The 24,698-nt window shown below is 42.6% G+C and carries 25 protein-coding genes and 1 pseudogene; 11 read left to right on the top strand and 15 right to left on the bottom strand.

All coding sequences use genetic code 11. The features are described from left to right. Positions 1-19: 19 nt before the first annotated feature. Positions 20-85: a tetracycline resistance efflux system leader peptide gene (locus B5D77_RS28105; protein ID WP_223212376.1), complete on the bottom strand. Its 66-nt coding sequence runs from the start codon at positions 83-85 to the stop codon at positions 20-22. A gap of 148 nt (positions 86-233) precedes the next feature. Here B5D77_RS28105 and B5D77_RS12855 point away from each other — a divergent pair. Together B5D77_RS12855 and B5D77_RS12850 are read left to right on the top strand one after the other, a co-directional pair. Beyond that, a pseudogene (locus tag B5D77_RS12855) lies at positions 234-1,088 on the top strand (WD40 repeat domain-containing protein); the annotation flags it as partial. 554 nt (positions 1,089-1,642) lie between these two features. Further along, positions 1,643-4,111 carry a WD40 repeat domain-containing protein gene (locus B5D77_RS12850; protein WP_106909998.1) on the top strand — a complete coding sequence of 823 codons (2,469 nt, stop codon included), beginning with the start codon at positions 1,643-1,645 and terminating at the stop codon, positions 4,109-4,111. Between the two features lie 176 nt (positions 4,112-4,287). Here B5D77_RS12850 and B5D77_RS12845 read toward each other — a convergent pair whose 3' ends face one another. Further along, on the bottom strand, positions 4,288-6,681 hold the full coding sequence (locus B5D77_RS12845; protein ID WP_106908952.1) for a DUF3769 domain-containing protein: 2,394 nt from the start codon (positions 6,679-6,681) through the stop codon (positions 4,288-4,290). A 140-nt stretch (positions 6,682-6,821) separates the two neighbouring features. Then, the gene (locus B5D77_RS12840) at positions 6,822-6,938 is read right to left on the bottom strand and encodes a photosystem II reaction center protein I (protein ID WP_002732356.1); all 117 of its coding nucleotides are present in this window, start codon (positions 6,936-6,938) and stop codon (positions 6,822-6,824) included. Between the two features lie 396 nt (positions 6,939-7,334). On the opposite strand from B5D77_RS12840, the gene rsmI reads away from it, so the two are divergent. Further along, positions 7,335-8,174, top strand: a complete 840-nt coding sequence (gene rsmI, locus B5D77_RS12835; RefSeq protein ID WP_106908951.1) for a 16S rRNA (cytidine(1402)-2'-O)-methyltransferase — start codon at positions 7,335-7,337, stop codon at positions 8,172-8,174. A 36-nt stretch (positions 8,175-8,210) separates the two neighbouring features. Here rsmI and B5D77_RS12830 read toward each other — a convergent pair whose 3' ends face one another. Further along, positions 8,211-9,380, bottom strand: coding sequence for an LptF/LptG family permease (locus B5D77_RS12830; protein WP_106908950.1), 1,170 nt, complete (start codon positions 9,378-9,380; stop codon positions 8,211-8,213). A 31-nt stretch (positions 9,381-9,411) separates the two neighbouring features. Beyond that, positions 9,412-10,140 (bottom strand): LPS export ABC transporter ATP-binding protein, encoded by a 729-nt coding sequence (lptB, locus tag B5D77_RS12825; protein WP_008195860.1) that lies wholly within the window; start codon positions 10,138-10,140, stop codon positions 9,412-9,414. Between the two features lie 35 nt (positions 10,141-10,175). Here lptB and B5D77_RS27750 point away from each other — a divergent pair, with 35 nt between their 5' ends. Then, positions 10,176-10,310: a hypothetical protein gene (locus tag B5D77_RS27750; RefSeq protein ID WP_256386875.1), complete on the top strand. Its 135-nt coding sequence runs from the start codon at positions 10,176-10,178 to the stop codon at positions 10,308-10,310. A 49-nt stretch (positions 10,311-10,359) separates the two neighbouring features. On the opposite strand, the gene B5D77_RS12820 is transcribed toward B5D77_RS27750, so the two are convergent. Genes B5D77_RS12820 through B5D77_RS12810 form a run of 3 tightly spaced genes read right to left on the bottom strand, consistent with a single transcriptional unit; the run spans position 10,360 to position 11,704 of the window. Further along, positions 10,360-10,860 (bottom strand): LptA/OstA family protein, encoded by a 501-nt coding sequence (locus B5D77_RS12820; protein ID WP_008195862.1) that lies wholly within the window; start codon positions 10,858-10,860, stop codon positions 10,360-10,362. 49 nt (positions 10,861-10,909) lie between these two features. Beyond that, positions 10,910-11,335, bottom strand: coding sequence for a DUF309 domain-containing protein (locus tag B5D77_RS12815; protein ID WP_008195864.1), 426 nt, complete (start codon positions 11,333-11,335; stop codon positions 10,910-10,912). Between the two features lie 9 nt (positions 11,336-11,344). After that, entirely contained in the window at positions 11,345-11,704 is a 360-nt protein-coding gene (locus B5D77_RS12810) for a ferredoxin thioredoxin reductase catalytic beta subunit (RefSeq protein ID WP_002803092.1), read from the bottom strand. 255 nt (positions 11,705-11,959) lie between these two features. Here B5D77_RS12810 and B5D77_RS12800 point away from each other — a divergent pair, with 255 nt between their 5' ends. Together B5D77_RS12800 and B5D77_RS12795 are read left to right on the top strand one after the other, a co-directional pair. Next, positions 11,960-12,259 (top strand): DUF1816 domain-containing protein, encoded by a 300-nt coding sequence (locus B5D77_RS12800; RefSeq protein ID WP_008195871.1) that lies wholly within the window; start codon positions 11,960-11,962, stop codon positions 12,257-12,259. Next, positions 12,228-12,875: a ComF family protein gene (locus B5D77_RS12795; RefSeq protein WP_008195872.1), complete on the top strand. Its 648-nt coding sequence runs from the start codon at positions 12,228-12,230 to the stop codon at positions 12,873-12,875. The genes B5D77_RS12800 and B5D77_RS12795 overlap by 32 nt, the downstream gene beginning before the upstream one ends. A 45-nt stretch (positions 12,876-12,920) precedes the next feature. On the opposite strand, the gene psbX is transcribed toward B5D77_RS12795, so the two are convergent. Continuing rightward, positions 12,921-13,040: a photosystem II reaction center X protein gene (gene psbX, locus B5D77_RS12790; RefSeq protein ID WP_002733679.1), complete on the bottom strand. Its 120-nt coding sequence runs from the start codon at positions 13,038-13,040 to the stop codon at positions 12,921-12,923. Positions 13,041-13,258: 218 nt separating this feature from the next. Here psbX and B5D77_RS12785 point away from each other — a divergent pair, with 218 nt between their 5' ends. Beyond that, the gene (locus tag B5D77_RS12785) at positions 13,259-13,558 is read left to right on the top strand and encodes a hypothetical protein (protein ID WP_106908949.1); all 300 of its coding nucleotides are present in this window, start codon (positions 13,259-13,261) and stop codon (positions 13,556-13,558) included. Positions 13,559-13,593: 35 nt separating this feature from the next. Here the strand turns inward: B5D77_RS12785 and B5D77_RS12780 are convergent, their stop codons facing one another. Beyond that, entirely contained in the window at positions 13,594-14,526 is a 933-nt protein-coding gene (locus B5D77_RS12780) for a Dam family site-specific DNA-(adenine-N6)-methyltransferase (protein ID WP_008195898.1), read from the bottom strand. Between the two features lie 15 nt (positions 14,527-14,541). Next, positions 14,542-14,727, bottom strand: coding sequence for an EcoRV family type II restriction endonuclease (locus B5D77_RS12775; protein WP_256386935.1), 186 nt, complete (start codon positions 14,725-14,727; stop codon positions 14,542-14,544). 401 nt (positions 14,728-15,128) lie between these two features. On the opposite strand from B5D77_RS12775, the gene ftsH2 reads away from it, so the two are divergent. Beyond that, on the top strand, positions 15,129-17,015 hold the full coding sequence (gene ftsH2, locus B5D77_RS12770; protein ID WP_008195899.1) for an ATP-dependent zinc metalloprotease FtsH2: 1,887 nt from the start codon (positions 15,129-15,131) through the stop codon (positions 17,013-17,015). 431 nt (positions 17,016-17,446) lie between these two features. Here the strand turns inward: ftsH2 and B5D77_RS12765 are convergent, their stop codons facing one another. Both B5D77_RS12765 and holB read right to left on the bottom strand, forming a co-directional pair. Continuing rightward, on the bottom strand, positions 17,447-17,659 hold the full coding sequence (locus tag B5D77_RS12765) for a hypothetical protein (protein WP_008195901.1): 213 nt from the start codon (positions 17,657-17,659) through the stop codon (positions 17,447-17,449). Between the two features lie 37 nt (positions 17,660-17,696). Then, positions 17,697-18,662, bottom strand: coding sequence for a DNA polymerase III subunit delta' (holB, locus tag B5D77_RS12760; RefSeq protein WP_106908948.1), 966 nt, complete (start codon positions 18,660-18,662; stop codon positions 17,697-17,699). Between the two features lie 12 nt (positions 18,663-18,674). Between holB and B5D77_RS12755 the strand changes: the two genes are divergently transcribed. Further along, entirely contained in the window at positions 18,675-19,016 is a 342-nt protein-coding gene (locus tag B5D77_RS12755; RefSeq protein WP_008195905.1) for a hypothetical protein, read from the top strand. Positions 19,017-19,313: 297 nt separating this feature from the next. On the opposite strand, the gene B5D77_RS12750 is transcribed toward B5D77_RS12755, so the two are convergent. Then, positions 19,314-21,644, bottom strand: coding sequence for a cation-translocating P-type ATPase (locus tag B5D77_RS12750; protein WP_106908947.1), 2,331 nt, complete (start codon positions 21,642-21,644; stop codon positions 19,314-19,316). A 793-nt stretch (positions 21,645-22,437) separates the two neighbouring features. Here B5D77_RS12750 and B5D77_RS12740 point away from each other — a divergent pair. Next, a complete protein-coding gene (locus tag B5D77_RS12740) occupies positions 22,438-23,046 on the top strand; it encodes a hypothetical protein (protein ID WP_106908946.1) in 609 nt (202 codons plus the stop codon). Between the two features lie 2 nt (positions 23,047-23,048). Further along, positions 23,049-23,300 (top strand): hypothetical protein, encoded by a 252-nt coding sequence (locus B5D77_RS12735; protein WP_106908945.1) that lies wholly within the window; start codon positions 23,049-23,051, stop codon positions 23,298-23,300. Positions 23,301-23,480: 180 nt separating this feature from the next. Here the strand turns inward: B5D77_RS12735 and B5D77_RS26635 are convergent, their stop codons facing one another. After that, positions 23,481-24,437 (bottom strand): IS110 family transposase, encoded by a 957-nt coding sequence (locus B5D77_RS26635; RefSeq protein ID WP_216362947.1) that lies wholly within the window; start codon positions 24,435-24,437, stop codon positions 23,481-23,483. Between the last annotated feature and the right edge of the window lie 261 nt (positions 24,438-24,698).

Raw genomic sequence — 24,698 nt, 5'->3', positions numbered from 1 at the left:
GGAGCTATTTCTGCCCTAGTTAATCTTGACCCTGATTTCCGATTAACGATGTACCATGTTTTAATTGAACCCGATTCTTTATCACGCCCTCAATATACTAAAATTCCTATAGAAGTAGGCGACCACCTCATCCCAGAAAAATTTTTAACCCTCAAATCCTTACCAGATTCCTTAGAAAATATTAATCAACATTGAAAATAGAGCTATAATGAGAAAAATTATCTTCATAGATTATGCCAAGACTAAATACAAGTGATACAGTTAAAGAACAACTTTCTCTTTTGTTAAGAAGATTATTAACGTATGTAAACGGTGAATCAGTAGATCAAGCTTATGTAAACGGTGAATCAGTAGATCAAGCTGCTGATTGGTCAGATAAAATAATCTATAACTGGTTAAAATATGATAAACCTCACCCAAAACTAATTGTCAAAACAGAATTAAAGGTTTTGGTAGATTTTTGCAACGCTGATACTAAAAAAACATCAGTTATTTCCCTCACTACAATTCAGATGAGAAATGTTCTTGATGTTTTAAAAGATTGGGGAATCCTTACAGATCATCGCACGAATCCTCAAGGATCACGACAAAGGCACTTCACCCTCAACCTTTGGAGTTCATTTACAGAAGAAAATTTGTGGAAATTTGAAGAAGAATGGGATAAGCGTAAATCTCCCGGTCTTGAAAACTTATCAGTTAAAACAGAAATAAATTATGATAATTTCGGATTAATTCCTGATATTTCTCAGATTTATGGTAGAGAAAAAGAACTAGAATTATTAAAACAAAAGTTTTTTCAAAATAGTCCCCCGTGTAAAATTATCGGAATTTTCGGAATAGCAGGAATCGGAAAAACATCTCTTGTCTGTAAACTGATTGAGCAAATTCAAGAGGAATTTACCCGTGTTATCTATTGGTCTTTTTTGAATCCCCCTTTACCCCTAGAATTTCTTGAAAATACCAGTAATATTATTTCACAGAATATTAGTTTTAAGACAGAAGATAAATTTAAAATAAAGCTGATAAAATTTATCAAGATACTAGCCAAATATCGTTATTTATTATTTTTAGATAATATTGATGCGATTAAGTAGTCGTGCAAAATTAATTTCCTAGTGAAGATAGGCAAGAGGCAAAAGGCAATAGGCAAGAGCGGGGTTAGATATGTGTAATTAATTTTGCTTAGGTACTTATTGAGCATGAAAACTATCGAGAATATAGTGAAATTTTACAAGCAATTGGTCAGTCAAAGCACAACAGCTGTTTAATCATAACCAGTCGAAAAATTCCTCAAGAACTTGAATCGTTAGTGGGAAATAAAACTTCAACTTATTTCCGAGATTTACAAGGACTTGACTATCAAACTGGACGGCAAATTTTGAGAGATATTGACACCTTTCATGGTTCAGAGGATGAATGGCAATTTTTAATTCAACAAGTCTGTCACGGCAATCCTTTATTCATCAAATCTATCGCTCATCATATTCAACGAGTTCATCATAATAATCTCTCGGATTTTCTTTTAAAAGGTAATCTTCTGATAGAAAAAATCGAGTCTATTTTAAATTCTTACTTTCAGCAACTATCTGATTTAGAAAAAGCGATTATTTTTGAGTTAGCGATTAATCGAAATCCAGTTTCTTTGTCGGAACTAGAACATAATATTATCATTGAACCTGATGGTAAAAGTATCCAAGAAGGGATCAGATCATTATCTAGCAAAATTCTGTTAGATAAAAAAGATGACTACTTTACCATACATCCTCTACTGATTGAATATTTCACTCAAAAAATTATTACCATAGCAACCGAAGAAATCAAAACTGAAAAATTCCAATTATTAAGAAGTAATTCCTTGACTAAAACTACTGTTCCTGATTATCTAAGAAAGATTCAAATTAATGTTATTTTACACCCAATAATCAAGAACTTAATCCATGATTTTCAAGAAAACAATCTGGAAAGCAAACTAATTGATTGTTTAAAGACATTAAAACATCAACCTTCTGGACAAATTGGGGTCATTGCTGGCAATATTATTAACTTACTTAATATACTGAAAAATGGTCATTTAATCGGCTACGATTTTTCCCATATCCCTATTCGACAAGTCGATTTTTCAAACATTAGACTCAACCAAGTAGATTTTTCCTATTCACAGTTTTTTGACTGTATTTTTCCTCAAACTTGTGGCAGTATTTTATCAATTTCTTGCAGTCAGTTTAATCGCTCTTTTCCAAGAGAAGAGCTTTTAGCAACTGGTGACAGTCATGGGATGATTTACCTCTGGAAAGTCAAACAAGATGGAAAATTAGAATTAAGCAAAAGTTTTCCTGCTCACGGAAGCTGGGTGTGGTCAGTAGCCTTAAATTCCGAGGGACAGTTACTAGCAAGTGGGGGACAAGACGGAATTGTTAAAATTTGGTCTATTACAACAGATATATCTATAAATTGTCATTCTTTGCCCCACCCTTCTCAAAAACATTATGCTCCTATTAGAGCCGTTACTTTTAGTGCTGATAGTAAGTTTTTAGCCACAGGAAGTGAGGACAAAACTATTAAAATATGGTCAGTTGAAACAGGAGAATGTCTCCACACCCTTGAAGGACATCAAGAACGAGTGGGTGGTGTTACTTTTAGTCCAAATGGTCAACTTTTAGCCAGTGGCAGCGCTGATAAAACCATCAAAATATGGTCAGTTGACACGGGAGAATGTCTCCATACTCTTACAGGACACCAAGATTGGGTTTGGCAAGTTGCCTTTAGTTCCGATGGTCAACTTCTAGCCAGTGGAAGTGGGGATAAAACCATTAAAATATGGTCTATTATAGAAGGAGAATATCAAAATATTGATACTTTAACAGGACACGAAAGCTGGATTTGGTCAGTTGCTTTTAGTCCAGACGGTCAATATATAGCCAGTGGGAGTGAAGATTTTACACTGCGATTATGGTCAGTAAAAACCAGAGAATGTCTTCAATGTTTTAGGGGATATGGCAATCGATTATCATCGATTACTTTCAGCACCGATAGTCAATATATTTTGAGTGGTTCTATAGATCGTTCGATCCGATTATGGTCTATCAAAAACCATAAATGTCTTCAACAGATTAATGGTCATACTGACTGGATCTGTTCAGTAGCTTTTAGTCCCGATGGAAAAACATTGATAAGTGGAAGCGGAGATCAAACGATTAGATTATGGTCAGGGGAAAGTGGCAAAGTAATTAAAATTTTACAAGAAAAAGATTATTGGGTTTTATTGCATCAAGTCGCGGTTAGTCCGAATGGTCAACTGATTGCTAGTACCAGTCACGATAACACCATCAAACTTTGGGATATTAGGACAGATGAAAAATACACTTTTTCCCCAGAACATCAAAAGCGCGTATGGTCGATCGCTTTTAGTCCTAATAGTCAAATGCTGGTAAGTGGTAGTGGAGATAATTCTGTTAAGCTTTGGTCGGTTCCGAGAGGATTTTGTCTTAAAACTTTTGAGGAACATCAGGCCTGGGTATTATCAGTAACTTTTAGTCCTGACGGAAGCTTAATAGCAACTGGTAGCGAAGATCGAACTATAAAACTCTGGTCTATTGAAGATAATATGACTCAATCTTTGCGGACTTTTAAAGGTCATCAAGGAAGAATTTGGTCTGTTGTCTTTAGTCCTGACGGTCAGCGATTAGCCAGCTCCAGTGATGATCAAACGGTCAAAGTTTGGCAAGTCAAAGATGGTAGATTAATTAATAGTTTTGAAGGTCATAAGTCTTGGGTATGGTCAGTAGCTTTTAGTCCCGATGGGAAGTTACTAGCAAGTGGGGGGGATGACGCAACAATCCGAATTTGGGATGTTGAAACAGGTGAACTTCATCAACTCCTGCGTGAACATACTAAAAGTGTCAGGTCAGTCTGTTTTAGTCCCAACGGTAACACATTGGCCAGCGCAGGTGAAGACGAGACGATTAAACTTTGGAACCTAAAAACAGGAGAGTGTCAGAACACTTTACGCTCTCCTAGACTTTATGAACAAACAAATATTAAGGGAGTAGAAGGGTTGAATTATGAAACGAGCAACACCATGAAAATTTTAGGAGCTTTTCTGTCACGTTGAAGAGAGGATAGAAGTTAGTCAAGGGAGTCTCATTGAGAGGTAATCCCGATCTGAAAATCCCTAAAACCCCACACCCCACTTCATAATTCATAATTCATAATTCATAATTCATAATTCATAATTCATCATTCATCATTCATCATTCATAATTCATAATTCATAATTCCCATGTAGTCTTAACGGGTTACTCCATCCACCACCGGACGGACATCGCTACCCTCAAAATAGCCGGGGTTGCCTGTCCAGTTGAAATCCGACACGCGGATGTTGAGTATTCCCAACTGCAGCACTGGGTTATAGCGCAAAATTAAACTATAGGTGCGACGACTCCATTCGAGAAAATATTCTGTACTGATTTCCTTCGCTTGATCGATACTATAAACACTCTGGAAACCCACGCGAATCGGACCATATACCTGTTGAGTTATACCGTAGGACATTGTTTGTTGATCAACAAAGCGATCGAAGAAAAAGGGTGATTGTCCGTTAACTAAACCCTGACTAAAACTAATATTAAACCCGGTATAGTCGAAAAAATTGCTAGAAAAACGCCCAAACTGTCCTAATAATCCCACGGTTCCCGTGACGGAATTTTGCGTCTCTCCATTAGTGTAATAACCGGTGACACCAGTGACACCAGTGACAAGAGCAATATAGGGTTGAACGGGAAGAGGAGAAAATCTTAACCCTTGGTCGGGAGTCGGTGGTAAAGTAGGGGCAGACCAGAGTAAAAAACTGCGATTGAGGGAGACAGCACCCTGAAAACGGCTTAAATTAGTCACATTATCCGTTGCATTGGCCGCTAAAAGATCACTGCGATCGGTGGGTGCGTTAACATTCTGAACAGAAGCTTGATAACTGAGTCTAATATCCGTATTGGGGACGACAATCACCGGTGAGGTCAAAATTGCCCCAAAACTGCTATTAACCGTCTGAAACCCCAAAGAACCGTTAAAGAGACGCTCGCGATAATTGTACTCCACATTGAGCAGATAGGGATTCTGCAACTGTCCGATCGTCTGTTGAAAGCGAATTTTAGAACGAACAGTATTTTCGATCTGTTCCAAATCTAAATTAGAAAAAGAAGCTGTCGCTTGCAAAAACGAGCGCTCACCAAAATTAGTGGCAAAATTGCCCAATAAACCAAAAGCTTTCGGACTAAGGGGTGAAACTTCGCCACCTCCGGGGTTAGCTGAGGGAAAAGCATCGGGATTAAGGACTTTTTGAATTAAATATTGCGGTGTCAACTCAAAAATAGTCTTCGGTGTCTCCACTAAAGTTAGGGGACTTTCTACGAAAAATCCGCCCCGATCCTCCCCATCATAGCCCGGGGCAATTAAAAAAGGACGACGACGACGGCGATCGAAAGTAAGACTATTAATAAAAGTGGGTGCCACTACCCGTTGATCGAAAACCAACTGGGAATTACTCATCCGCAACTCATCGGTAAAAGGGCCGGTACTGCGAAAAGTGGCGGAATTGGCCCGAACTTCCAATTCAGGGGGGGAAAAAGGGTCATTAGTCAAACGCACATTAGTGGCATTCCACACCTTACCATCAAAATTCAAGCGCTCGGCCTGAAAACGGACACGATTAATCGTTCCTCCCGATGGACTACTAATATTCTGTCGATCGCGCCGACTGGGATCCTGTCCCCCGACGACAAATTGAAAACCCTCTCCCGTCGTGATTCTCTGCAAGGGTTGATTTAATGCCAAACGATCGGTTAGGGTTCCAAAAGAACTACTGGCCCCCACATCCGTGGGCAGCGTTTGCCCTAAATCCCTAGCGGTGCTGGGTTGAAAAATCTCCCCATTAGCATTAAATACCACACCGCTATCCTGGACGAAATAATATTCAAAGCGATCGCCGCGCAGGATTTGATCTCCCCGGGTTAGGATCACCTGGCCCTCCGCTACCGCTAACTTTTCGGGAAGATTAATCTGTAAGCGATCGGCCGTTAGTACACTTTGGGCAAAACGCAGGGTGACATTACCTCTAGCGGTGATAATCTGCCGATTTTGGTCAAATTCCTGCTCATCGGCCACTAATTCTAGGGGTCTTTCCCCTTCTGGATTAACTGCATCGGTCTGAGCTAGGCTGTTATTGAGGGAAATCCAGTATTCTTGGCTGGTTTTTTCGCCTTTTTTCCTCACTAATAGCCGAGTCGAGCCATTTTTCTGGTTAAGAGCTTTTTGATTTAATCCTGAAACTATCTCGGTTTCGGGATGAATGGTGACATCAACGGCTGCGGGGGGTGGAGAATTCTGAACAGAAAGGGGTTTTCCTAAAGCTGCCGCATCACCCCCACTGCTAGGTAAAGGTTCTAAGGGAATACCCTGATCGGGAACCAAGGGTTTTACCTCGACGGTTTCCGGGGGTGGAGTGACGGTGAGGGGAATAGAAACGCTCTCTTCTGAAGGCTTTTTTGCCTCTAGAGGTGCTGGGGTGACAGGGAGGGGAACTACAGACGTGGGAATATTTTCAGAAACTTGGCGCTCCTCCGTTTCCGGTTCAGCTACAGTATTAATTAGGGCAGGTGGTTCAACAGCTAAGATAAAAAAAGACATGACTGCACGAGTCGGCGATCAAAATAGAGGACGAGCGAACCTCATTGATACTACCATGATCATTATTCCTAGGGAGACAGGGAAAGTTTAATAACTTGTTCCCTGTGCCTCTACCCTAGAACCGGTTTGTTAATTGTCTTCTACTCAAAGTCTTTGCGTCCGGGGTTACGGGTAGGATCGCCAGAAAGGAATCCAAAGATAAAAAGTAAGACAAAGAAGGAAACAACGATATAAACGGCGATTTTTAGGGTTAACATTACTAAGACGTTCTCCTTAGACTAGATTAATTCAATAACAGGGGTGAGCATACCTTGACCTACTTTACCCTATTTGAGTGATCCCTGAACAGAGAAAAGTGATCAGTCTTCAGTTATCAGTTATCAGTTATCAGTTATCAGTGAGCAGTTATCAGTGAGCGGTGAGCAGATGTGAGTTTTGGCTCTTCTAGGTTCTGTGTGATAAGTTTAACTTACAGAGGATTGATCGATCTTTGTGTCCTTTGTGTCTCTGTGGTTCGTTCCACTCACTGCCCCAAGACTGTATCTTAGAATACATTTTACCCACCAAACCTGGGAGAGCCGAGTTTTTAGTTTACTGATTACTGGGTACTGATCACTGAAAATACGACTAAATAGCCTATTTTTAGCCAATTTATGAATAATATCGGTAAATTATATGTGGTGGGAACGCCGATCGGCAATTTAGACGATCTGACTTTCCGGGCCCTGGCAACTCTCAAAAAAGTCTCTCTAATTGCTGCCGAAGATACCAGACACACGGGCAAATTATTACAGCATTTTGATATTCCGACCCCTCAAATTAGTTACCATGAACATAATCGCCTTTCCCGTCTCGATCAGTTATTAAATATTCTCAGCCAAGGTCAGGATATCGCTTTGGTTACTGATGCGGGAATGCCTGGGATTTCTGACCCGGGTTATGAGTTAATTAAAGCTTGTATAGAAGCTAATATCGAAGTGGTTCCCATCCCGGGAGTAACGGCGGTAATTACCGCTTTAGCGGTGTCGGGATTACCCACGGAAAGATTCTGTTTTGAAGGATTTCTTCCGGGTAAGGAAAAGCTGAGACAAGAGCGCGTAGAGGGTTTAAAAACTGAAACAAGAACGATGGTTTTTTATGAAGCACCTCACAAACTTATTAAGACTTTGGAGGATTTAGGCGAAACTTTTGGTCCAACGAGAAAGATAGTTTTAGGTCGGGAATTAACCAAGCTTTACGAAGAAATTTGGCGAGGAACTATCGCCGAGGCGATTAATTTATATCGGGAGAATAAAACTCCTAAAGGAGAATTTACGCTCGTAGTTATGGGCAACGATCAGGCCGATAATATCCAATTATCCGACGAGGAATTAAAACGGGAATTACAACAAATTATAGAACGGGGAGTTAGTCGATCGCAAGCCAGCAGACAATTAGCACAGGTTACTAATTTATCCCGCAGTCGTTTATACAAATTAGCCCTAGAAATTTGATGATTATCAATTTTTATTCCCACCGCTAATCCTCGATTATTTAGCCGATTGAAGTAACAAAATTCCCCCGGCAGTTAATCCTAAAATGTTGGGCAACCAAGCGGCCATCAAGGGGGTTAAAACTCCGCCAATGCCTAAGGAACTGGTGACAAAAGATAGGAGATAATAGGAGAAAATTAGGACAATACAAATACCGAAACTGGTGGCTTTATTAGAATTTTGGGGACGTAATCCCAAGGCCGCCCCAATCATCCCAAAAACCAAACAAACAAAGGGTAAAGATATTTTCTGCTCGATTTGAACCTGTAGTTTTCTAGTTTTGGTAGGATTGCCGCTTAATTGCAGTATTTCTAAGTATTCCCGCGCTTGTCTGAGGGTCATTTCTGAACCATCTCGACCTCGAAAAGCTAAATCTAAAGGGGTACGCGGTAGGGCTAATTGTTGATGTTGAAAGCGGACAATATTACGATAGGAACCATTAGGATCAATTAGATAAATTGTGCCGTTATAAAAATCCCAGATATTTTTTTCAATATTCCAAGAAGCTGATTCTGAGGTAATAATTTGATTAACTTCCGGTTGAGTGCGATCGAGAATGGTTAAACCTAGCATTTCTTGACCGTTAAATCTTTCGGCATAAAATAACCTTCTTAATACCGTTTGCGCTTCCCCTCCATCCGCTGGCCGCACTTTGCCGTATTCAGGATAAATAATATTATCTTCAATAAAAGATTTGCGATTTGGTCGCAGGGCTTTCGTCATGGTAGCATTAGCTTCATAACTGGCAGCTGGGGCCACATAATCATTAAAAACGTAGGTTAATCCTGTCACTATTAAACTTAGCACAATGGCGGGAATTATTAGGCGATAAACACTAATTCCAATACTTTTCAAAGCAATTAATTCGCTATCACTGGCTAAACGACTGTAGGCCATTAAAGCTGCTAAAAGTATCGACATGGGAAAGGCTAAAACAATAAACTCTGGCATTTTTAATAAGAGAATTTTTAGGGCCAAAGTAAAAGGTAAACCCGATTCAGTAATCCGTCGCACTAAATCAAATAAAGTGCCGATCGCCACTCCCAAGGAAGTGAATAAACCCATACCAAATAGAAAGGGTAATAATAACTCGACAAAAATATAGCGGTCTAAGATACTAAATCCGGGTATTCTACTTAAATTTCCTTGCCAATTGCCAACTTTCATGATATAATGCAGCAGTTTTTATTAATAACAATTATCTCAAAAAATTATCACCCAAATAATACTGACGCACCAGAGGATTATTATAAAGTTCTTCGCCACTTCCCGCCGCTAAAATCTGCCCTTCGCGCATAATATAAGCCCGATTAGTGATAGCCAAAGTTTCTCGCACATTGTGATCGGTAATTAAAATTCCCATCTGACGATCCCTTAAACCAGCAATCATCGCTTGAATCTCGGACACGGCGATCGGATCCACCCCGGCGAAAGGTTCATCTAATAATAAAAATCTTGGTCCGTTGACTCCCACCGCTAAAGCGCGAGCTAATTCCGTCCTCCTTCTTTCTCCTCCAGAAACGTAGGCCCCTTTAGTGCGAACAATCTTATCGAGGCGAAATTCTTTTAGTAAATCATAGAGACGATTTGCCCGTTGGGAAAAAGGAACTCCCGACTGTTCTAGGGCTAACTGAATATTTTCTGATACAGTTAAATAACGAAAAATACTGGCCTGCTGCGTCAGATAGCCAATACCCAGACGCGCCCTCTGATTAAGGGGTAATTTGGTAATTTCTTTTTGATCGAGCCAAACGCGCCCCAGATTCGGTTTAATTAATCCCGTGGCGATATAAAAAGTTGTGGTTTTCCCCGCACCATTTGGTCCTAATAACCCGACAATTTCCCCCGGGGCAACAGTAATACTCACCCGGTTAACCACGAGCCTTTTACCGTAGGATTTATGGATATTTTCTAATACTAAAGTCATCTTTATCCGGTGTTGGGAATTATGAATTATGAATTATGAATTATGAATTAGGAAGTGGGGACGTCGGGAAGTGGGGAAATGGGGAAGTGGGGACGTGGGGAAGTGGGGAAGTGGGGACGTGGGGAAGTGGGGAAGTGGGGAAGTGGGGGGGTGGGGTGTGGGAAGAATAAATAAAAATAATCTCCTGACTCCTGACTCCTGACGACCGACTCCTGACTATCACTGCGGGTTAATAATTGGGGCAGCGGGGAGGGAAGGGGAAGGTATGGGTGCGGGTAGAGGGGAAGCAGCCGGTTGGGGAGAAGTTTCGTTATCTTGGACTAGATAAATTGACTCCACCTGCTGACTGGTTTGGGGAGTAGCGATAAATCTACCCTCATCGACTAGATAAGTCATCGTTTCAGCGCGGATACTGTTGCCTTCCTGCAAAACATAAACATTACCCGTCATCACCAAACGACGTTCGCGGCTAAAATACTGAGCTTGAGCGGAAGTGGCCTGCATTTTGCGGGCAGGATAGAACACTTGTACGTTACCCCGAGCGGTAATTACCCCCGTTTTTGAGTTTGCCTCCTGAATATCCGATCGCACTGTCATGGCATTACCCGGTACAATATTCTGCTGTGCCTTGACTAGGGGAGAAGTACCCAATCCCATGACTAAGCTAGTGGAAACGAGGGTAACTAGCCATCCTCTGATTTTTGCGGATCTTGCTCTCATAGAAATGTCACCTATAGACGTAATTGTATTGACTAACTAATCTAGCTGTTTAGAGGACGGGATGACTTTTGAGGATTTTCGGCAGAGAACAGATAGATCGATCGAGGTGGGGATGAGGATGTTCCTGATTGCTTTTCATCGCTTCTAGCACTGCCGGTAAAGCTTGGGGATCGAGATTCTGTAAAAAGTTTAATAGATCCAAACTCTCCCCCACCAAATGCGTCACGTTGATCCCCTCGTAATCGGGTTGATAGTGTTGTAAACGTCTCACCCCTTCTCCCAAAAGAATTACCGCCCCGCGCCAGTTATTATTTTCTAGATGGTAACAAGCGACAGCAATCTGCAAAATGCCTTGATAAAAGGTTTTTTCAGGCTCTGCGGACTCCATCCACAAAGCCTCTAGGGTATCATGACAAGCATAGAATTGCTGGCGATTAAATTCCTCGATTCCTTGGCCAAAAGCGCTGGCTGTCATTACCCTATACTAATGCCCCTTCATCGATTCGCGGACTTCTTGGATATAGTCGAGGGAAATTACCTGTTCTTCTCCGGCAAACTCGTTATCGGGGGTAATAAATAACATACAGTGACATTCTTTCCGTTCCCGCATCGGTACACAGGGACAATTCCAGAAAGTATTTTTTACCTCCGCTTCTTTGTCCTCGTAGTGACGACAGGGACATAAAGGAGCGCCTAATTCGTCCTTATGACGCGCTAATCCCTCAATTACTACGGCTGTCACCGAGAGATCGCTACAGAAATAAGTATTTGTACCTTTAGCGTACTGTTCGGCAAACTTCTTCATCGCCTCAAGACTCTTATCCGTGTCCGTGATCTGGCTCATAGTTATCTGATCCCCTTAGCTTTCTACAAAAAAACTCTTTACTATCCTATCTCGATCCGCTTCCCCTTGGCCGAGGGGAATTTTTAGAATCTCTTTTGATTTGGCGACCGATCCCCTTGTTAATCTAATACGATAAAAAGACTCTCTTTGGCCAAAAGCTCGATTTTTTGGCCGGCAAACTGGAATTATGGGGGCAAAGTTCCTCAAAACCTGTCCTTGATTCCTGCAATCTCTGTCCCCTATCACTACCAGAACATGATTTTATCTTTCTTGGAGACAAATAAAATTTCTGACGGTAACACGCCTTGGTGGCTGAAAATTACCTCCCTTTCCCCCCACTGTATTTACTATTTTGGTCCCTTTGCTTCTTTTGAGGAAGCACAACAGCATCAGGGGGGTTATCTACAAGATCTAGAGTCCGAAGGCGCACAAGGGATTAGTCTTTCGATCGAGCGGAGTAATCCCCATTATTTGACCGTTTTTGACGATGGAAACCAGGATCTAGCTAAAACTTTCGCTTCCCATGCTCGAACCTTTTCTCGCTTTATTTCTTAAGTCTCCCTGTCCTCTTTGTCAACGGCAGAGCGAGCGAGAGCTTTGCCGTGATTGTGAACGACAATTACAGGCCTATCGTCATCATAACCCGCTTTTTCTCTGGCGTGGTTCTATTCCCCTGTTTATCTGGGGACGCTATGAAGGTAAATTAAAACAGGCGATCGCTAAAATGAAATATGATCGCCATCCCGCTCTCGGCTCTTTGCTAGGCAGTTGCATGGGGGAAACTTGGCTGCTTCGTCCTCCCCTCACCGATAAACGTTTGACGGTGATTCCCATCCCTCTCCACCCAGAAAGGTTAAAGGAAAGGGGTTTTAATCAAGCAGAAGTCATTGGCGAAGGTTTTTGTCGTTTAACCGGTTATAATCTGGCTAGTCGCGGATTAATTCGGATTAAGAACACGGCAGCTTTATTTAGTCTGGCAGCCGAGGCGAGAAAAAAGACGATGCAAGCGGCTTTTCAACTGGGGAAAAATTTACCGAAATCAGTGCCGATTCTCTTAATTGATGATATTTATACCACGGGAACCACGATCGAGGAGGCTGTGCAGGTTTTACGCACAGAGGGATATCGGGTAGTCGGTGCGATCGCTCTTGCCAGTTCCAAAATTAGCTAAAATGCCCAGACGGAATCGGTCTAGGCATTTTAGGGTTAAATTAAATTAAGTGCGTTTGATCTTGTCGTATTGACTGATGAAAATCAAACCGATAGTGGCGGGGATCAGGACGATAACCGCACCTAAAACAAGGCTCCAGAGAAAGTTAGCTAAAGAGGGTGTCATGATAGATAAATCCTTTGTCATATTTTCAAAGACTTAGTTTTTTATCTTATCACCTTGGGCGAGAAGGCCCCCAGTTCCACGACCAGATAAATGCGATCGCAGGTTTTATATGTCTTCAATCGCTGAAAATAAAATCTCCCTTGACTTCTCAAGGAGATAGGGATGTTTGACAATGGGTGATAGTTACAAAAGTTCACACTAGACTGGCAAAGATTTTTATGGCTACTGACGATCGCAAACGGCGCATTCTCGATCATCTCTCCAGAAGTACCACTGGTGCTGACTATATTCCCCAAAAACCGCTGCCAATTGTGGAAACTCCCCCGGTGGCAGCGGAACCCGTGGCAGCGCCGCCTTCAGTAACTCCTTCACCGGAATTAACTGCTAAAGAGCGCAAAAGAAAGATAATGTCCCATCTTTCCATGAGTAGTGAAGATTTTGGCGAAATTACTAGCACTACCCCCCAAGAAAAGCGTAAACGCCAAATTAACGACCATCTGCGCCAAAGCCAAGGATAAATAGTAAGGAGTGAGAATTAGCAACTAGGCATCTTCTAGACTGTTCTCACTCCCTCATTTTCTGCTGTCGATGGCAATAATGACAGTTGTTGCAAATCAGTTCCTCGCTCTGGCAACAAGGGAATGTTAAAGTTAGTAATGATCGCTTCGGTGATCGGATGACGCAATTTTTCTGTGGAACCCACATGATAAAAATGCTGTTTAGTATAGATATAAAACTTATCAGCACTCCAATTTTTTTTAATTAAAGGATTGCTCCTAAACTGATTACTGTGCCAAGTGGACAAAATAAACCGACAAGAAATATCCTTTAAAATAGTCACCAAACAATCTTCATCCTCTTCAGACCAAGAGTTAAAATAATCGACGTGTCTCCCTAAATAAGGAGGATCGAGATAGATCAAGTCTGTTTTTTGCCAATTAGATAAAGTCTCTCGAAAGTCAGCAACTTGAAAATTATAATCAGTTTTAATAAGAATATTTTCTAGGGCAATAACTTGATTGACTATTTTGGTAATATATGCTTGAGAAAATCGTTCTGATTTATGACAGTAAGGTACGTTAAACTGTCCCTTACGATTGAATCTCATCACGCCATTAAAACAGGAGCGATTGAGAAATAAAAAATCTAGAGAATTAGGAGATTGATTAAATCTTTCTCGTACTTGATAATAATAACTTTCTCCCTGCTCCTTAAGAAATTGACCATTTTCTTGCAAAAAAAGCTTGACAGTTTTACTGGTAATAACTTGATTTTTTAGATTATTATAAAACTGGATAATATGAGTATTTGTGTCCGCAAGTAGAGCCTTTTGGGGATTAATATTAAAAGCCACCACTCCCGATCCAGAAAAGGGTTCTATCCAACGCCCAAAGCTCAGATCAGACACAATATTTTTAATATCTTTCACCAATTTAGTTTTAATTCCTTGACACTTAATCGGTGGCACAAGTGGCGTTAACTTCACTAAACACTCTCCTCATCAATAGTAATCTCTATCCACAGCAAACTTAGCTCCTGTTGGCTCGTGAATAAAGGTCAAATTAGGGTAAAAATTTTGTTGAGATACTAACTCTATCTTTAATTGGTTACATCTAGCAAAATTATCAAATATGGGAAAAAGAAGCAATTCTAGGATTTTGGAGATGATTTTCGTATCAATAGATATAGTATATACTTCTAGACAGTTTAAATCCAGTACAGCTTATCCCAGAAACCATGAGACTCTTGCCAGAACAAATGAACTCAAAAATCTGGCTTTTCTCGGTTCTGTGTGATAAGTTTAACTTATATATATAGGATCGATCAATCTTGGTGTCCTTTGTGTCTTTGTGGTTCGTTCCACCCCCCCGCTAGGAAGAATGTATCTTAGAATACATTTTACCCACCAAACCCAAGAGAGCCAAAATCTCTCGTCACCATTCTTGTCAGAATTATGAGAATTACGTTACATTTAGTTAAGATTTAATTGGCTGCGGGGATTAATCTCAAAAAAATAACGTAAAATCCTTGACAAAAACAGCTAAATGAGTTAAGCAAAAATCTTTATCCTAGAACCACTAAACAAACATGAAACTATCCTGGAAAACGATTTTACTGTGGACATTGCCCGCCCTTGTGGTCGGTTTTTTCCTCTGGCAAGGCACTTTTGCCACGGCCACCAGTAATATCGGCAATAACACCGCCAGTACCCGCATGACCTACGGACGCTTTCTAGAATACCTAGACAGTGGTAGGGTTGTTAGCGTCGATCTCTACGAAGGGGGCAGAACCGCGATCGTACAGGCCCTAGATCCAGAACTAGAAAACCGAGTACAACGCCTGCGGGTCGATTTACCAGCCAATTCCCCCGATTTAATCGCCCGTTTACGCGATTCTAAAATTAGTTTCGATGCTCACCCGATGCGGAATGACGGCGCTTGGTGGGGATTCCTCGGTAATCTAGTTTTCCCCTTTTTGCTGATTGCCGCTCTCTTTTTCCTGTTCCGCCGTTCTAATAATATGCCAGGCGGCCCGGGTCAAGCGATGAGTTTTGGTAAATCAAAAGCTCGCTTCCAGATGGAAGCAAAAACCGGCATCACCTTTGATGATGTGGCAGGAATTGATGAAGCGAAGGAAGAATTACAGGAAGTTGTCACTTTCCTCAAACAACCGGAGAAATTTACCGCCGTCGGGGCCAAAATCCCCAAAGGAGTCCTGTTAGTTGGCCCTCCTGGTACGGGTAAAACCCTGTTGGCTAAAGCGATCGCCGGTGAAGCGGGTGTACCTTTCTTCAGCATTTCTGGTTCGGAATTTGTGGAAATGTTTGTCGGTGTCGGTGCTTCTCGCGTGCGCGACTTGTTCAAAAAAGCCAAGGAAAATGCTCCCTGTTTAATCTTTATCGATGAAATTGACGCAGTAGGTCGTCAACGGGGTGCCGGTATCGGTGGTGGTAACGATGAACGGGAACAAACCCTAAACCAATTATTGACAGAAATGGACGGTTTCGAGGGGAATACGGGAATTATCATCATTGCCGCCACTAACCGCCCCGATGTTCTCGATTCCGCTCTCATGCGTCCGGGCCGTTTTGATCGCCAAGTAACCGTCGATGCGCCCGATTTTAAAGGTCGTTTAGAGATTTTAGACGTTCACGCCCGCAATAAAAAGCTGGCTAACGACGTTTCTATCGAAGCGATCGCCCGTCGCACTCCGGGGTTCAGTGGAGCAGATTTAGCCAATTTACTCAACGAAGCAGCAATTTTAACCGCCCGTCGTCGTAAAGATGCCATTACCCTCCTAGAGATAGATGACGCGGTAGATCGCGTTATCGCCGGTATGGAAGGCACTCCTTTAGTCGATAGCAAGAGCAAGCGCCTAATCGCTTACCATGAAGTGGGCCATGCGATCGTGGGTACGCTCTTAAAAGATCACGATCCCGTCCAGAAAGTGACTCTGATTCCCCGGGGACAGGCCCAGGGTTTAACTTGGTTCACTCCCAACGAAGAACAGGGTTTAACCACGAAAGCGCAGTTAATGGCCCGGATTTCCGGTGCTTTAGGTGGTCGCGCAGCCGAGGAAGAAATCTTCGGCTATGATGAGGTGACTACCGGTGCTGGTGGCGATTTACAGCAAGTTTCTGATATGGCCCGCCAGATGGTGACTCGTTTCGGGATGAGCGATTTGGGTCCTTTGTCCCTAGAAAGTCAAGGGGGTGAGGTGTTCCTCGGTGGCGGTTTGATGACTCGTTCCGAGTATTCTGAGAAGGTCGCTACTCGCATCGATGATCAGGTGCGATCAATCGTGGAACACTGCCATGAAATTTCTCGACAAATTGTCCGCGATCATCGCGAAGTGATCGATCGAGTGGTGGATCTGCTGATCGAAAAAGAAACGATCAATGGGGAAGAATTCCGGCAGATTGTGGCTGAATACGCCTACGTTCCCGAAAAAGAACAGTTTGTACCACAGTTATAGGTTGATTTCAATCCATAGGCGATCGGGTGGGTTAAAGCTCACCCGATTTTTTTATCCTAGTTAGGGTTTGCTGAATAAATGTGAAATGTAGGCAAGGTAAGAGTTTTGTGGCTTTTTTCGCGAAACAGGTGCAAGATTTTGAGAGAATCGTCGTTCAAAACCTTGCGTCTTCATCGGCCCGCATCCTGTAGGGGCGAAGCATTCGGACAATCACCTATCGGTGAAACCGTAGATTTTCTAACCGAATGCTTCGCCCGTACTTTTTGCCGCAAACCCTAGTTAAGGGTTCAAAAGCGGCAAAAATAAGGATTAAATTGACTAAAATCTGTAAATAGACAATTTAATTGATTATTATTCATTCTTAATTCTCCTGACGACCGACTACTGGCTACTGACTCCTAACCCCACCGAAAAACTTTTTGCCGCAAACCCTAGTCATCATCATCGTCATCGTCTTTATTCTGGTCATTATCACCGTCTTTTTGCTGCTTTTCCCCGTCTTTATCACTATCTTCGTCTTTTTGCGGCGATTCTACCGTGGTAGGGACGTTTTTCGGTTCTTCGGCTTCTTTTCCTCCCTGACAAGCACCTAAAACCGTAGTCAAGGTTAACAGAATCAGCAAAACTAAGGATTTGATTTTCATAGTCTTTCTCCCCACTCGATCGATAAATATAACAATTTTAAGACTTTTGGGCGGTGGATAGTTTGGCCAATGCCAAGAAAGTGCATTCCCAGACTAAACGGGGTTGAACGTAGGCTAACAGCTGCCGGCGGGTTTTTTCCAAGATTTCTAAAATCGATCGCTCTCGTCGTCGTTGCCAATCCTCATACTGAAGATAACTCACATACCATAATTGGGTTTCCGTGTCAAGAGTTTGGGCGATAATTTTGGCTAATTCCAGTGCTTGGGAGAGTTTTAGGGGAAATTTGCTCAAAGATCGCGGTAAATCTTGGGGGAGACTATCGAGAAATTCTAAAGCGGCGATCGCTTCTCCAGGGCTACCTTGGGCTAAACCGATAATTGCCGGATAATTGAGAACGCGAGCGTGTCCGTTAGAGCGGAGGACTTGAGCGAGATTTTCTTCCGAAAGACGCTGAAAAGGGATGTGTTGACAGCGAGAAACGAGAGTGGGTAGTAAAGAGGAGGGACTGGGAGCAATCAGGATTAAAGTCGCTTTTCCAGGTTCCTCAAGCGTTTTTAAGAGGGCATTTGCCGCCGATTCCGTCATGGTTTCTGCTGCCTCGATCACCACCACAGAGCGGGCCGATTCCAGGGGAGGACGACTTAAAAAGTTAGTAATCTCGCGAATTTGTTCGATGCGGATTTGCGGGGGAGCTTTACGCTTGAGATTGCTTTCCTGTGCTTCTTTTGCGGTGAGCAGTTTGCCTTGGTGTTGATAAGTGGGTTCAATCCAGAGTAAATCGGGATGATTGCCCCCCAGAAAGCGTTTCAGGATTAATTCCCTTGTTTCCGGCGATCGCTCTCTAGTTAACAAGTCTTGACAGAAACATTTGGCGGCCAGATTGCGTCCAATCCCCTTAGCGCCGGCGAATAAGTAAGCGGGAGCGATCGAATTGATTTCAAGCGCTCTTTGTAGTAGTTCAATGGCCTGATTTTGACCGATTAACCGTGACCAATCTATCATCTTTTCCCTGCCATGGCTCGCTATTCCTGTTCTTATTTTGTCGGAATTTCTCCTCATCAGACCGGGTTTTTATACGATGATATCCTGAGTTTGGGTGAATTTGAAATCATCAAGCGCCGGCCCGATGTGTTACTTTTATCGGAAGTTCCTAACGATGCTCTCTTTCCCCAGTTGGTGAAAGTGGAATTATTTATTCATCCCCCCACTAGCTCGGAACTTCAGATCGATTTATTGGTAAAAAATCATGAGCTGCCCCTGAGAACTAATAATCGTTGTCGGCAATTTTTCCAATCTATTCACCAGATTATTACCAACAATTATCAAGGCCAATCCCTGACCAGAATTACCGCTTAACCCGATTTGTTCCTGTCTCCGTCAACTGACAAAGACAGGGACAAAATACCATCTTATCACCGTGATTTAACTGGGGGGCTAACTTTTCCTTCAGATATAAGAAGGGAGGCACAATTATTTGTAGGATGGGTTAGCGGTAGCGTAACATAATCGGGCGTTGGGTTTCATGCTTCAACCCAACCTACGTTCTTCCCTATCCTCTAAGAGAATTTGGGTTCTGTTTTGATCATCTTCGACGATGAAAAAATGCTCTTTTTGGTGCTTGATGGATTGATCGAGAAAAAATCGGTAATTGCTTTAATTTTCGCTTTCCTTCGTCGATTTGAGTGGGGGAAATTGACGACGTAAAAGCAAGGAATTACTCACTACCATAACCGAACTAAAAGCCATCAAAGCTGCTGCTAGGGCCGGACTGAAAGCTAGACCCCAATGGGGCAGTAATAAACCACCAGCAATAGGAATAGCAAAGGTATTATAACCCAAAGCCCAAAAAAGATTTTGTCGGATTTTTTGCCATGTAGCCAGACTTAAATGCAGAGATTGCACCACATCCTCTAGGCGATCGCTAATTAAAACGATCCCGGCTGTTTCCATGGCCACCTCCGTGCCACCGGCCAGAGCAATACCGATGTTAGCCTGTCCTAGTGCAGGAGCATCATTGATACCATCCCCGACCATAGCCACGATTTTGCCTTCTTTTGTCTGTAGGTCGGCAATTAAGGCCGATTTTTCGGTGGGGGCAACTTCGGCATAAAATTGGCTAATACCCAAACTATTAGCGATCGCTGTCACCACTTCTTGGCGATCGCCACTGAGTAAAATCACCTCTAAACCGAGTTTTTGTAACTGATTCACGGTTGTTTGAGCATCGGGACGCAATCGATCCTGAAAAGCGATCGCGCCGAGTAATTGTTCTTCCATCCCCAGATAAATCACCGTTTTACCCGCTTGTAAAAGCTCTTGAATCCCCCAGATAGTTTCATCGATTTTAATGCCGTTCTGTGCCAACCATTGCCGATTTCCTAGAACAATTTTCGACCCCTGCACCCTTGCAGAAACTCCCAATCCGGCCACAGTTTGAAAATCTTCCCCCGTCAGGTTAGTAGGGGGAGTAACCGCGTCTAAAATCGCCTGAGCAAGAGGATGATTAGTACCACTCTCCACTACTGCCGCTAATTGTTGAATTTCCAGGGAATTAAGGATAGAAAAACTCAAACAATCGGTAATTTCTGGATGACCTTGGCTAAGGGTTCCCGTTTTGTCAAAAACCACCGTTTGCAGTTGCGAGACGGTTTCCAAAACATCGCCCCCTTTAATTAAAATGCCCCGTTCGGCTGCTAAACTGGTTCCCACCAGTAGGGCCGTCGGTGTGGCTAAACCGAGAGCGCAGGGACAAGCGACCACAAGCACAGAAATCGCTAATTTTAGGGACAAAAGTAGGGGAGAAGTGGATTGAATCATCTCGTGGTGTCCTGTGGTTGACCCTAACACCTCTGGAAACAGCCTAGTTCCCCAAAAATACCAAAAGAGCAGCACAATTAGGGCAATTATCATGACTCCGTAGGCAAAATAACCCGCTACCCGGTCCGCTATCTTCTGTACTGGGGCCTTGCGAGTTTGGGCTGATTCCACGGCTGCGATAATCTTAGCTAGGGTGGTATCAGTCCCCACCTGACGAGTTTGCACCGCAATCGCACCAGAGAGATTGAAACTGCCAGCAATGACTAGATCTCCCATTTCCTTGACCACCGGCAGCGATTCCCCCGTTAATAAAGCTTCATCTACCGTGGTTCTTCCCTGAATAATCTCCCCATCCGCGGGAATTTTTTCTCCGGGTAAGACGCGCACCCATTCCCCGACGCGCAGCTGTTCCACGGGAATGGCCACGCCCACACGGTCATCTGTACTACCAATCAGGTGAGCCACTGCCGGTTGTAGGGAAGTAAGCGCTTCTAGGTCTGCGGCTGCGCGATGACGGGAATGCGCTTCTAGAGTCCGTCCGAGGAGAATAAACCCTAACAGCATGACCGGTTCATCGAAAAAGCACTCTAGACCGAGATTAGGCAAGATAAGAGCCAAACAACTGGCTATATAGGCGCTACCTGTGCCTAAACTAACGAGAGTGTTCATATTTGGCATCCCGTGCCGTAATCCGCGCCAACCATCGATGAAAATATCGCGGCCGGGGAATAAAATGGCTAGGGTGGCTAAAGTCCAGTGAAAAGCAATACTTTGAAAGATGGGGATTTCTGGTCCCCCGATGTGGTGTAAGTGACCAATCAGGGAAAAAACCAGTAAACAACAAGCGATCGCTAATCGGTATAATTGTTGTTGCTGTTCTTTTTGTTGGTTTTGCCGACGTTGATTTTGTTGAGAAAGGGGAGTCGATGAGCTGCGCGGTTGGGTGGGGAATCCAATCGCGGTTAATTTTGCGGCTAACTGCTCTGGTGCGATCGCATCTGGTTGGTATTCAATCACGGCAATTTCCGTGATTAGGTTAACTTGGGCCGATTTTACCCCTTGATTTTGGCTGAGTTGTCTTTCTACGGCACTCACACAGCCGGCGCATTTCATGCCTTTTACGTCTAGAGTAGCGGTTTTTAGTCCAGTTTCGGCGGCTAGGATCATAGAAAAAGTAGGCAAGGATGGTCTTTACTTCTATCCTAGAAATTATCGACGGATTTTTAAAGTATTTTGGCCTGTAGGGTTACAGATAGATGAAATTTTATTACAGATAGCTGAAATTTCAGGTAGCCGATCTTGTAGGGTGCGTTAATGAAATGTAACGCACCTTATCTAATGTTCAAAATTCGTGCGTTACGCTTACGCTAACACACCCTACTGGACTGACACAGCTAAAATAGGGCAATAGATAAGCTCAACTGAGGACATCAATCATGGGAAGATGTAGGCGAGATAAAGTTTATCTGACAGTCGCACAACGAGAAAACTTTGAACAAATCAGTGGGGAAGGGTTCATAACAGAGTACGCTAATCGGCATAACACGCTTATCGTAATATTATACGGAAAACTTCTCGCGATCGCTCCATTTGAGCGTAATATACGGAAAGATTCTTAAAAAAATGCGTATTTGGCGTGATATAAGGAAAATTTCCGCATAATATATAGTTATCCTTACCATTGCTAAACCCACATTCCGTAGACGCTACAGACAGCGTGAAAGTACAAGTAAATGCTTTTTATGCGTGGCGTTAATTTGCTTTAGTACGCTGGAAATAGAGTAGTTCCGATTAATTGCTCTATTCGTGGCGGCAACCTGCGGAATGTCGGCTAAACCCTTTTCGCTTTGATTAGTTTGAACTTGATCTGAACTGAATTGAACTTTAGGATACCTCGATTAATTGCCCCTATCCTCAACAAGCTTGAATTTTTCAATATGTCCTTATAAATGAGGTTTTTATGAGCGAAGACAATAATCAAGATAAAATTGAACAGCAGTCAACGATCATCAGTCCTAGTGGAAAAGACAAGAATCCCAGAAATTGGTGGATCGAAATTGTTTCATTGATAGCAATGAGTTATCTAATCTTTAGCCTAATTAGCCCAATGTACTTTGAAGAAAAGCGACAACCTCGAAGGATTGAAGCTCCTGATATTATACTCATTGCTCTTGTATTTCTCTTTAACTCTGGTTTACTAAACAGATTAGAGGACTTTGGTGTTTCCAAGGATGGTGGCGTTACGGCTAAGTTTAAACAACTAAAGCAAGAAGTTAATGAACAGAAAAAACAAATTGATGAGCTTCAAGCGCAACAACTAGAACAGCTAGAACAACAACAAAAAAATCTAGGAGAGACACAAGAGAATTTAGAACAAACACAAGCATTTATGTATAATTTTTTGCTTGGAGAGAAGGATTACGAAAAGATCGATCAGCTTAACTATCATTCTAAAACAAGTTCAAATTATGATTTTTATGATAAGTACCTAAGCAAAATTAATTACACATATCTAACCACCTCTTGCCTCCTGCCTTTTGCCTTTTGCCTATTTTCACTAGGAAATTAATTTTGCACGACTACTTATCAGAGAAGGTTGGCGATGAGTTAAGACGTTTACGAGATTTAAAGTTGATTGCGATGAAATCTGGATATGTTGGCTATCTAATCCAATTGAGTGATTATGGAAAACGCTCAATTGATCTAACTAAATATTTTGAGGTTACAGATTTAGGCAAAAGGTTCTTGGAAACCCGTGAAAAGTTAAAATCAAAAAGTCAACAGCAACCCAATAGTTCTCAAGAAACTCCAAAAATTGAGTAGTGCGATCGCTGATCTTGTAGCGACTGTCTTGATTGTCAAGGGGTAACTCAAAAAACAATCAAGGAGTTGCTGTCGAACCTAAAATCTCAAGCCAGAAAAAAGCGCAGCAAAAACTAAGTCGCTCAGGTTAAACCAAAGCAAGCGCAACCCTTGATCAGAGATAACAAAAAGTGTGAATCTCTAGGAACAAGGTGGTAAATTGTCAGCAAGCTGCCAAGGCTGATTTTGGCGAACCATTGCATTAAGAATAACTAAGATTTTCCGCACACAAGCAGTCAGAGCCAGTTTTTTTGATTTACCGCGTCCGACTAGGCGTTCGTAAAAGGTTTTAATCACCGGATTATGACGCATAGCTACCACCGCTCCCATGTAAAGAGTCGCCCGAATCTGAGCGCGACCTCCCTGAATCATTCGCTTACCTTTATGTTGACCACTATCATGATTAATCGGTGCGACACCGACTAAGCGAGAGATTTGTTTGGCGGTTAATTGACCGAGTTCTGGTAAGTCGGAGACGAGAGTAGTAGAAATTACTTGACCAATCCCCGGCACGGTTTTGAGTAAATTGACTTTCTCGAGCCATTGTTGGTTAGCTTGGGTCAATTCCTCAATTTCTTGATTGAGTTTTTCGAGGCAGTTATCGAGATACTCAAGATGGGCTTCGATATCGACCAAAGCTTTACCGCGAGCGCGTTCCCGTCGGTTTTTTTCGGCAGTCCGCATCTCGACAAGTTGCCGGCGACGACTAATTAAGTCGCCCAATTGACGAGATTCTTCCGACTCAACCGCTAATATTTGCGGTTGCATTGCTTCGCCAAAATGAGCTAAAATTTGAGCGTCAATGGCATCGGTTTTGGCTAATTTACCAGTGGCTTTAGCAAAGTCTCTTCCTTGACGGGGATTGATTAAGGCTACAGGTAAATCCGCTTCTTGTAATTGAATCACCAGTTCAGTTTCTAAACCTCCTGTTGCTTCCAGAACGATGAGGTTGACAGTGTAGGATTTTAGGGTTTCGACCAGTTTAGATATGTCCTCCTTTGTGTTAGCAACTTTCATCGCTTTACTGAGGGGACGAAGGTAAACATCTAGGGTCGCTTTACTAATGTCAATGCCTACCCATTGAGAGATATTTTCCATGATTAAACCTGAGAAATTGGCGGGATTAATGGTTCTTTTGGAGAGCATCCCCTTGATTTTACTCATCCTTGCCCGATACGGTCTCTTAGCTTAACAATTGATTGTTTTCGCCACGACCCCGGCGACTGTTCGAGTTTTGTCAGGGAGATTATGGTGGTGACCCTTGCTACGAAGCGGTCTTTTCCGACCAAGGTTGGGACGGTCTACCACCTCTCTCAATATACAAGGTTGGGTTGACGGCAGGAAACCCAACTCCCTCAA

This window comes from Microcystis sp. MC19 (assembly GCF_003019735.1).
GTDB lineage: Bacteria > Cyanobacteriota > Cyanobacteriia > Cyanobacteriales > Microcystaceae > Microcystis.
This window is presented reverse-complemented; position numbering and strand designations above follow the sequence as displayed.

Bases quoted from the DNA above. Each gene is read 5' to 3' on its own strand.
- B5D77_RS12845 (WP_106908952.1), bottom strand. From the start codon at position 6,681: ATGTCTTTTTTTATCTTAGCTGTTGAACCACCTGCCCTAATTAATACT.
- B5D77_RS12840 (WP_002732356.1), bottom strand. From the start codon at position 6,938: ATGTTAACCCTAAAAATCGCCGTTTATATCGTTGTTTCCTTCTTTGTC.
- rsmI (WP_106908951.1), top strand. From the start codon at position 7,335: ATGAATAATATCGGTAAATTATATGTGGTGGGAACGCCGATCGGCAAT.
- B5D77_RS12830 (WP_106908950.1), bottom strand. From the start codon at position 9,380: ATGAAAGTTGGCAATTGGCAAGGAAATTTAAGTAGAATACCCGGATTT.
- lptB (WP_008195860.1), bottom strand. From the start codon at position 10,140: ATGACTTTAGTATTAGAAAATATCCATAAATCCTACGGTAAAAGGCTC.
- B5D77_RS27750 (WP_256386875.1), top strand. From the start codon at position 10,176: ATGAATTATGAATTAGGAAGTGGGGACGTCGGGAAGTGGGGAAATGGG.
- B5D77_RS12820 (WP_008195862.1), bottom strand. From the start codon at position 10,860: ATGAGAGCAAGATCCGCAAAAATCAGAGGATGGCTAGTTACCCTCGTT.
- B5D77_RS12815 (WP_008195864.1), bottom strand. From the start codon at position 11,335: ATGACAGCCAGCGCTTTTGGCCAAGGAATCGAGGAATTTAATCGCCAG.
- B5D77_RS12810 (WP_002803092.1), bottom strand. From the start codon at position 11,704: ATGAGCCAGATCACGGACACGGATAAGAGTCTTGAGGCGATGAAGAAG.
- B5D77_RS12800 (WP_008195871.1), top strand. From the start codon at position 11,960: ATGATTTTATCTTTCTTGGAGACAAATAAAATTTCTGACGGTAACACG.
- B5D77_RS12795 (WP_008195872.1), top strand. From the start codon at position 12,228: ATGCTCGAACCTTTTCTCGCTTTATTTCTTAAGTCTCCCTGTCCTCTT.
- psbX (WP_002733679.1), bottom strand. From the start codon at position 13,040: ATGACACCCTCTTTAGCTAACTTTCTCTGGAGCCTTGTTTTAGGTGCG.
- B5D77_RS12785 (WP_106908949.1), top strand. From the start codon at position 13,259: ATGGCTACTGACGATCGCAAACGGCGCATTCTCGATCATCTCTCCAGA.
- ftsH2 (WP_008195899.1), top strand. From the start codon at position 15,129: ATGAAACTATCCTGGAAAACGATTTTACTGTGGACATTGCCCGCCCTT.
- B5D77_RS12765 (WP_008195901.1), bottom strand. From the start codon at position 17,659: ATGAAAATCAAATCCTTAGTTTTGCTGATTCTGTTAACCTTGACTACG.
- holB (WP_106908948.1), bottom strand. From the start codon at position 18,662: ATGATAGATTGGTCACGGTTAATCGGTCAAAATCAGGCCATTGAACTA.
- B5D77_RS12755 (WP_008195905.1), top strand. From the start codon at position 18,675: ATGGCTCGCTATTCCTGTTCTTATTTTGTCGGAATTTCTCCTCATCAG.
- B5D77_RS12750 (WP_106908947.1), bottom strand. From the start codon at position 21,644: ATGATCCTAGCCGCCGAAACTGGACTAAAAACCGCTACTCTAGACGTA.
- B5D77_RS12740 (WP_106908946.1), top strand. From the start codon at position 22,438: ATGAGCGAAGACAATAATCAAGATAAAATTGAACAGCAGTCAACGATC.
- B5D77_RS26635 (WP_216362947.1), bottom strand. From the start codon at position 24,437: ATGGAAAATATCTCTCAATGGGTAGGCATTGACATTAGTAAAGCGACC.